An 8,342-nucleotide genomic window follows, 5' to 3' on the forward strand; every position below is an offset into this window, starting at 1 on the left:
GTTCCAAGGTCCGCAANATTCCAAGGTCCGCGAGGATTCCAAGGTCCGCAAGGGTTCCAAGGTCCGCAAGGATTCCAAGGTCCGCAAGGCGCAGGTCCTCAATTATTTTTTGCAGACGTGGCTGGCCCAATTGTCCTCACAACTATTGGAACTGAAACGACAGTGGCTACATTGAATGTACCAACTATTGTTGGTCAAAACATCAAAGTGGACTATGCGGTATCAATTGATGTGGTCACAGTTGCCAACTCAAATTTCACCTTTCAAACTAGGCTATATCGTAATGGAATTTTAATTGATACACGTGCCGTTCAAAGAAGTATAAGTAGTGCGGGTACAGCAAGATTTCCTGTTGCATCTACTAATGTGAATACTGCTGCTCTCAATGGAACTACAACATATGAAGTTAGAATCGCTTTTACAGTAGCATTAAATGTAGTTTCCTCAAGCGCTTTAAATATCGATATTAACGCAATACGATTTTCATAAAGAAAGTATTCCTATAAATAATCCAAACAACTAAAAGAAACATGTAAAATTGAGCTAGGGAGTATTTATGACAAGATATAGTTAGGGATAACATTCCAACTCAAATTATTTGATTATAAAGTCAAAAAAATAAAGGGCGATACATTTAGACATGACTAATATGTTTCGCCATGTTACCTCTTTTTCCACAATTGCGGTTTAATCGAATCTTCTATTTCAACTAATAATACAGTTGTGAGCTAGAACTTATATGCTACAAGAAAAAGAAAAACTTCAAATATTCAATTGTCTTTCACGTACATTAAAGGCCTTTTTACTTCCGATTTAACTTGTTGGATAATATATACATTCGAAAACTTTCAACTAATGCTCCTAATTTATATTTGGGAAAAGCATGTGAAATGTGATTTATGTGTTTCATTAACTATAAATGCTAAATGTTTTTTTGCCGTTTAACGAACATAAATAACTGGGTATAGAATGGAATATTAAAATGTTATGTTAATTAGTTAACTAAGTTAAAGGCAAATTAAACAGGAAGGAATGGGATGGATGAGCGAAGAACAATACACAGTAAAACGAATATCAAGGGCTAACTGATTTAAAAGGTATTATGATTGCTTTGTTAGGCACTATCCTTACAGCTATTGGTGATGCCAGTTCAGCAAGAAATGCTAAGCTTAAGGTTGACCCTATCTATGCTAATGCCATTGGTTTTACAGTAGGCAGCCTTTTAATGGGATCAATTGTACTGTTTCAAGGACAAAAAATCATACTTCCAACAACCGTTACCTATTTATCTGCTTTGCTATATTTAACTTTGATTGCTTCTTTTATGGCTTGGCTATTTTATTTAAAACTTGTAGAAAAAATTGGCGGAGCAAAAAGCGGGTATATGGTAGCGCTATTCCCAGCAATTGGAGGGATTGCTTCCGTTTTCATTGGTGAATCAACACCATCCATTTATCTCGTAGTAGGTTGCCTATCTAGCTGCATTGGAGCTGCAATTGCTTTAGGGTTCGGAATTCGAGGCCGGAATGATAAGCATCCTGTACATGTAAATTAAGGGTGAACTAACAGAACTTGATTTTATTCAGGAGCTGATCAGCAGCTCCTTTTCTAATGCATCTATAGGAGTTGCTGGGGCAACTCCTTTAACGAGTGCGTAAGCTGGAAATTGGAGGTGTCTTAAGGCAGTTTTTCTTCTTAAACTAATAGGTATGATCTTAACTGATTATGGGGTTACAGTTAAGCAAATCCAATTTATCGAGAATAACGCGATAGTATATCCATTAGTTCTTGCTTGGCTGTTTCTACACTTTCTTGTTGGAAATGTTTGTATTGCACGCGGATCTTGGATTCATCCATTCCTGCTGCACTTTCCAAAAACCCAGAAAGTCCTCTTGCTTTTCTATCCACTTCGATGAATAAATCTACGGATTGAGCGTCCGCGACAAATCCAATTTCAACCTCATCAAGGCTTCTTTGGAATGGACCACCATTTGGCTTGTATTCGAATTCCTGAAAGACTCCCGTTTTGCTACGTTTGAAGGGTACATTTTTAACTTTGTTCAAGTAAAATCCTAATGATTCGATTGCTTTTAGGAAGCTACTGACTGTTGCATTTTCAACTACGTTTATATAATCCTTATCTTTAGGGTCCAATGCGAACGTCACATCCATTTCCGTCTTCATCCACACAGACACGTCCTCTATCGTGATTGGCGTTTCGTACGGAAGTTGCAAGGAAAACGGAATCACCTTTTCTTCGCCTTTTTCAATGACGAATGCATCCGAAACCTTAATTTTGTAAAGGGTAACATCATCTAAATACTTACGGTCATCCTGTTCCCTCAAAACCTGTGTCATCAAATGGATGTACAGACCATTGACTTCCTGTTGGGTGTTTCCGCCAAGGACAAACACGTTCCCTTTTACCGTTTCCCCTTGTTTGTATGAATCTTTTTCTAATTTTGTATCCACTTTCGCCGCACCGATTCCGATGCTTGCTTTCATCTTATCAAAAAATGACATGTACATAATTCCCCCTTTGTAAGTCTATAAATAGCATAGCATAATAGGTTCATGAGCACCTCAAGAAGTGGTCAAAGTTTAATGGGCCATAAAAAAGTGAAACCACAAAATCTTATGCATATCTAAGTGGTGCAATGCTGGGAGACTTGTAAAGAAAGTATAACGGGGCAGTTTAGTTCAACAAGAATGTTATAATAATTTTCATTGTGTACTATTAGGGGTGATTAGTTTGAAGATTAGAAAAGCAAGTGAAGAAGATATAAAAGGCGTAGCAAGAGTTTATGTTGATGGTTGGAGGACTACTTATCGTGGTCTAGTACCTGACGATTATCTGGACGAATTATCGTACGAAGAAGCAGAAAAAAGATTGATTGATTTTTTGAATAACGAAAATGAATCTTTTATTTATGTTGCAATTAATGATACAGGGAAAATTATAGGTTTTGCATCAGGTAAAAGTATTGATGAAAAGAATTTTGATGGAGAGCTATATTCGCTTTATCTCTTACAGGAATGTAGAGGATTAGGTGTTGGTAGGCAGCTTGTGTCAGCTATTGCTAAGCATTTTAAAGAAAAAGGTATTTATTCTATGATGGTTTGGGTAATGAAACAAAATAAATCTGGACTTGGTTTTTATGAACGTATGGGAGGAAAAGAATATTCTCATAGGAAGAGTGAGTTTGGAGGAACGGTAGTAGATGATGTTGCTTATGGCTGGAAAGATGTCTCAGTATTATGTGTTGAAGAAAAATAGAACGTATATCTTGTTGCACTAACAAGTGCTTTAGCGCCATAAGAAGGCTGCCAATTGGCGGCCTTTTGAACGTGCGATTCTTCTACTCCTATTCAACTTTAGGGCTGTATTCCTGTAAGATCAAATCAAGTATTTTTAGTGAATGAACGATAACGGAGGAAGAAACAACGAGCCAAACCCCTGATAGTTATGGGGTTTGGCTCGTTTACTACCTTCATATGTAAACTAGATTTCATAAGGTATTCATTGTTAATACCTTATTTTTCACGTATTTCGGCCGTACTCCTAGTGAATATTGATTCATTCATCATTTAAGTTGCGGATTACTTTACAGGGATTACCGACAGCCAAACTGTTTGATGGAATATCCTTAGTGACAACACTACCCGCGCCAATAACACTGTTCGCGCCGATCGTCACGCCCGGCAATACAATAACGCCAGCGCAAATCCAGACGTTATCACCGATATTGACCGGATTTGTATATTCCAACCCTTTCAGCCGTTGTTCCACATTCATGGCATGTTCTTCCGTTATAATGCAAACATTGGGTGCTATAAATACATTGTTTCCAATCGTGATTTTCCCACTGTCCATAAGCTTGCAGTTGACATTAAGAAAGAAATTATCGCCCACTGTGGTATTATACCCGTAAGTGCAAAAAAGTGGCTGCTCCACAACGCAGTTATCTCCGGTCTTGCCCAACAACTCGCCTATTGCGGCCTGCCTTACGTCGCGATCAAGTGGGTGTATGTTGTTATAATCGTGTAGTTTTTTTATCGTAATATCGCGGTCTGCTACAAGCTCAGGATCTCCGGGTTGATATAACATGCCGGCATGTGATTTTTCCTTTTCCGTCATATAATCTACTCCTTCGGTATATTAACTTGAGTGTTGCAAAAACATGTCGTCGATAATGAGTCTTTAATTCAGTGAATGTCCCAACTCTATTGTATCTCTCTACCTGCCCGCATACCAGTTATTTGTGAAAATAGGAAAATCAAACTAAAAGTCTTTAAGGACATAAATTAAAAGGTTAAAACATTGGACTATTACCTGTTATAAATTACGCTTTACTTTTGAAAAAATAAGGGTATTTGGGTGCTCAGAATACTGTAATCTACATTACACCGAGTCGACTTGATACTTCGTTACATCCCTTATAGACTTGAGAACATAAGGAAGTTCTTCAAAGAAAAAGAATAAATCTTGCTCCTTCACAAGTGATTATTGCGGTAGTGTATATAACTCAAGAAGATTTTAAATAATGTACTTATACTAAGGGGGCTAAAGATAAGATGGAATTTTGGGAAACGAGTTTTATAGAAAAACAAACGATGTGGGGATTTGAGCCTACAGAATCCGCAATCTTAACAAAGGACTTTTTCCTTGAAAAGAATGTTAAGGATATACTAATACCAGGTATTGGATATGGTAGAAATGCGAAGGTTTTTATTGAAAATGGAATAAATGTTACAGGTATTGAGATTTCAAAAACAGCAATTGATTTAGCGAGGCAAAATGGGCTTGATAGTAGAATTTTTCATGGTTCAGTAAGTGACATGCCTTTTACTAACAAACTTTACGATGGTATATTCTCCCATGCCCTTATTCACTTATTGAATAAGCATGAAAGAGAGAAGTTTATTAAAGATTGTTATAATCAGCTAAAGCCAAATGGATATATGATTTTTACAACTGTTTCAAAAAAGGCCCCAATGTTTGGCAAGGGAAAACAATTGGATAAAGACTATTTTGAGATAATGGAAGGTGTAAAAATGTTTTTTTATGATTCTGTCTCCACAAAACAAGAATTTGGAGAATATGGCCTTACAGAATTCTCAGAGATTGACGAGCCAAGTAAGGACATGAAAAATAAGCCTCCCATAAATTTTATAATGGTTAGATGTAAGAAAGGAATATAAACATAATCAAAATGAGATGAGGAAATGCTAGTGGCAGCATTCCTGTAATAAATGGTGAAAAGACTTAAACAAACGGGTGCGTTATCTGAGTAACTGTAAAGAAAGGGGATTAGAAATGAAGGAGAAAGTTTTTTACGAAAGAGGGACGGAGGAACTCAGAATGAAAAATATCCGTGCCCATATACTTGTTCAAGAATTTAACAATTGTCTTATCGAAGATTCAAAAAAAAAAGAAGAAATTATCAATGAATTGTTTGGAAGCGTAGGAGTCACTCCAAGTATTGAACATAACTTCCATTGTGACTTAGGATACAATATTCACATTGGGGATAATTTCTATGCGGGATATAACTGTACGATATTAGATATGGCACAAGTAAGGATTGGTGATAACTGTATGATTGGTCCTAATGTTGGACTATATACGGCAGGTCATTCAATCGAACCCAAGGAGAGGAACAAGAGTGGCTATGCCATTCCAATAACGATTGGTAATGATGTCTGGATTGGTGGTAGTTGTGTTATCTTACCTGGAATCACAATTGGTGATAATTCAATTATTGCTGCTGGTTCTGTTGTTACGAAAGATGTACCTGCTAATGCAATAGTAGCCGGAAACCCAGCAAGGGTAATGAAAAATATATAAATTCTCTCATAGAAATTTTGTACTTAAACATACGGGTGCTTTACTTCAAAAAGGCTGGTTACTGAGTCAGCCTTTTTCTTATGCCATTAAAGGGTAAAAGTATGCTAAAGAGCCAAACTCAGTCACAAGATTTGGCCAAACGCTGTTTTTATTTTGAAACGTAATGGTTGGGACTACTTTCTGCGCATGATAAATTTTTTTATAGTTCGATTGTACGAGCCATATCCTCCAAGGGGACAGGGTTTACCAAATGATATCCGCGTTTTTCTTTCGTGATGTATCCATTTTGCAAAAAAGTAGAAAACGTTTGCAATAAGTGTCGGTATGAGACACCAAGATATTCCGCCGTATGCGTATGCGGTTCCTTATAATACCCATCGGCGGAAGCGTATAAAAGAAAAGCCGCCAATCGATTGGCCAGAGGGAAAGCCTGATTTTGAGAAAGAGCTGCCACGTTTCGGCTATTCTTGGTTCCTAAATAAATACACAACTTCCTTAGAAATAAAGCATCATTGAGCAGTTGCTCTTTGCATTTGCTGACCGGCAATGCTAAACAATAGCAATCTCCAAGCGCCTGTATCGCACGTGATTCCCTTTGCACGCCGATTAATTCCATTTCTCCTATAAAGCATGGAGCTTCAAAAAAATCGATTAAAGAAACCTTGCCGTTAGATAAAGTAAGGTATAGCTTCACTCGGCCAGTATGAAGGTAATACAAATAAGCAGGCACTTCCCCTTCATGCATGAGGTAATCACCTGCCTTGGCGTGAAATAACTGGGCGTATTGCGCTGCCTGAAAAGAAAAGTACTGTTCAAAATCCGAATGGGACAAGTAGTCTTTGAGAATCATTCCGTCATTAATCCGTTTCATATACATTCCTCCATGTGAGAAATCTCATATTCAGTATATGACTGAACAAGCTATAATTCAATTGCTGTTAAGTGAAAATATTCGAAGGAAAGAAAGGACGATGACAACATGGAAAAGCAGAAAATCATTCTCGATTGTGATCCTGGCCATGATGATGCGATCGCCATAATGATGGCCGCACGACATCCGAAGATTAATCTTTTAGGAATTACGATTGTTGCGGGAAACCAAACGTTGGACAAGACACTTGTAAATGGCCTGAATGTCTGTCAGCACCTTGGAATAAAGACTCCGGTATATGCCGGTATGGATAGACCCATGCTGCGAAAACAGATAGTGGCTGACGCCATTCATGGTGAAACCGGATTGGACGGCCCCGTGTTCCCACCGTTGGTTCGGGAAGCAGAAAAGACACATGCTGTTCAGTATTTGATTGAAACCTTGATGGCTTCGGATGGCGACATCATCTTGGTTCCGGTAGGGCCATTATCCAATATCGGTATGGCGATGCGTTTGGAGCCTCGTATTATTGGAAAAATTAAAGAAATTGTGTTGATGGGCGGAGCCTATGGTCTTGGCAATTTGACTCCGGCCGCGGAGTTCAATATTTTGGCCGATCCGGAAGCCGCGCATGTGGTATTTACGTCAGGAGTTCCAATCGTCATGATGGGTTTGGATTTGACGAATCAGACGGTATGTACGCTTGATATCATAGAAAGAATGGAGAACATTGGAAACCGCGCAAGCGAACTGTTCGGAGATATCATGCGTTTCACGCTGAAAACGCAAAATGAAGTATTTGGCCTTGAGGGAGGACCTGTTCACGATGTAACTTGTGTTGCCTATTTAATTGATCCTGAGATTTTTACCCTGCAGGAGATGTACACTGTAATAGACATCACAGGTGGACCAAGTTATGGCCGCACAGTATGCGATTATTATGGAACCAGCAAAATGCCTACTAATTGTAAAGTAGGTATAACACTTAACCAAGACCATTTCTGGAATCTCGTTGAGCAGAGTTGTTCCGTGTATAATGATTGATCTATTCATCCTACCTTTATGGGGGAATAGCTATTAATCTTGAATAAAGAATAAGCAGAGGCAGTCTAAGGCTTTTTCTCGTTCATGACTGTAGCTGGAAGAGGATTGCAGCTTATGAAAAATAAGTAAGATAATAAAAATATATATCTAATAAAGACTTAATATTTAAATAATTTCTTTACATGGCAATCGACTTTTTGATTGGCTTGTTTCACTAAAGCTACCTGTTTAAGTACATTAATTTACAAGCTTCGATGATCAAATAAAAAAGCAGCCCGATTTGTTTTTTAAATCGACTGCTTTTTTAATTTATACGTAACAATTTAAGATATCCTCCTTCTCCATAGTGCCAATCTGATCAAGGCAATAAAAATTAATGCTATTATCAGTATAATCATCCAAGAGAAGGGATCCTGAACACCAATAGGTAAGGTAACGTTCATACCAAAAAAACTGAATACAAGTGTAGGAAGTGTTAAAAAGACTGTCATTAACGTAAGAGTTTTCATGGTATTATTCAATTCATTCGATATTAGCGAAGAATATGACCCCGTTATACTGTTCAAAATTCTTGTATAT

The 8,342-nt window shown here is 37.8% G+C and carries 8 protein-coding genes and 1 pseudogene; 5 read left to right on the plus strand and 4 right to left on the minus strand.

Annotation, left to right across the window (positions count from 1 at the left end):
• Positions 1-1,066: 1,066 nt before the first annotated feature.
• A pseudogene (locus ASU00_RS23210) lies at positions 1,067-1,555 on the plus strand (EamA family transporter); the annotation flags it as partial.
• Positions 1,556-1,752: 197 nt separating this feature from the next.
• On the opposite strand, the gene ASU00_RS23215 reads toward ASU00_RS23210, so the two are convergent.
• On the minus strand, positions 1,753-2,523 hold the full coding sequence (locus ASU00_RS23215) for a sporulation protein (protein WP_057915813.1): 771 nt from the start codon (positions 2,521-2,523) through the stop codon (positions 1,753-1,755).
• Positions 2,524-2,743: 220 nt separating this feature from the next.
• On the opposite strand from ASU00_RS23215, the gene ASU00_RS23220 reads away from it, so the two are divergent.
• The gene (locus ASU00_RS23220) at positions 2,744-3,277 is read left to right on the plus strand and encodes a GNAT family N-acetyltransferase (RefSeq protein WP_236712822.1); all 534 of its coding nucleotides are present in this window, start codon (positions 2,744-2,746) and stop codon (positions 3,275-3,277) included.
• A 300-nt stretch (positions 3,278-3,577) separates the two neighbouring features.
• Here ASU00_RS23220 and ASU00_RS23225 read toward each other — a convergent pair whose 3' ends face one another.
• Positions 3,578-4,138 (minus strand): sugar O-acetyltransferase, encoded by a 561-nt coding sequence (locus ASU00_RS23225; protein WP_057915815.1) that lies wholly within the window; start codon positions 4,136-4,138, stop codon positions 3,578-3,580.
• 437 nt (positions 4,139-4,575) lie between these two features.
• On the opposite strand from ASU00_RS23225, the gene ASU00_RS23230 reads away from it, so the two are divergent.
• The gene (locus ASU00_RS23230) at positions 4,576-5,202 is read left to right on the plus strand and encodes a class I SAM-dependent methyltransferase (protein ID WP_057915816.1); all 627 of its coding nucleotides are present in this window, start codon (positions 4,576-4,578) and stop codon (positions 5,200-5,202) included.
• Between the two features lie 115 nt (positions 5,203-5,317).
• A complete protein-coding gene (locus tag ASU00_RS23235; protein WP_057915817.1) occupies positions 5,318-5,848 on the plus strand; it encodes a sugar O-acetyltransferase in 531 nt (176 codons plus the stop codon).
• A gap of 199 nt (positions 5,849-6,047) precedes the next feature.
• Here the strand turns inward: ASU00_RS23235 and yeiL are convergent, their stop codons facing one another.
• Positions 6,048-6,719: a transcriptional regulator YeiL gene (gene yeiL, locus ASU00_RS23240; protein WP_082630596.1), complete on the minus strand. Its 672-nt coding sequence runs from the start codon at positions 6,717-6,719 to the stop codon at positions 6,048-6,050.
• 108 nt (positions 6,720-6,827) lie between these two features.
• Between yeiL and rihB the strand changes: the two genes are divergently transcribed.
• The gene (gene rihB / locus ASU00_RS23245; protein ID WP_057915818.1) at positions 6,828-7,763 is read left to right on the plus strand and encodes a ribosylpyrimidine nucleosidase; all 936 of its coding nucleotides are present in this window, start codon (positions 6,828-6,830) and stop codon (positions 7,761-7,763) included.
• A gap of 323 nt (positions 7,764-8,086) precedes the next feature.
• Here rihB and ASU00_RS26480 read toward each other — a convergent pair whose 3' ends face one another.
• Positions 8,087-8,329 carry a CorA family divalent cation transporter gene (locus ASU00_RS26480; protein ID WP_330219561.1) on the minus strand — a complete coding sequence of 81 codons (243 nt, stop codon included), beginning with the start codon at positions 8,327-8,329 and terminating at the stop codon, positions 8,087-8,089.
• Positions 8,330-8,342: the final 13 nt, after the last annotated feature.

The sequence above is a fragment of the Peribacillus muralis genome (assembly GCF_001439925.1).
GTDB lineage: Bacteria > Bacillota > Bacilli > Bacillales > DSM-1321 > Peribacillus > Peribacillus muralis.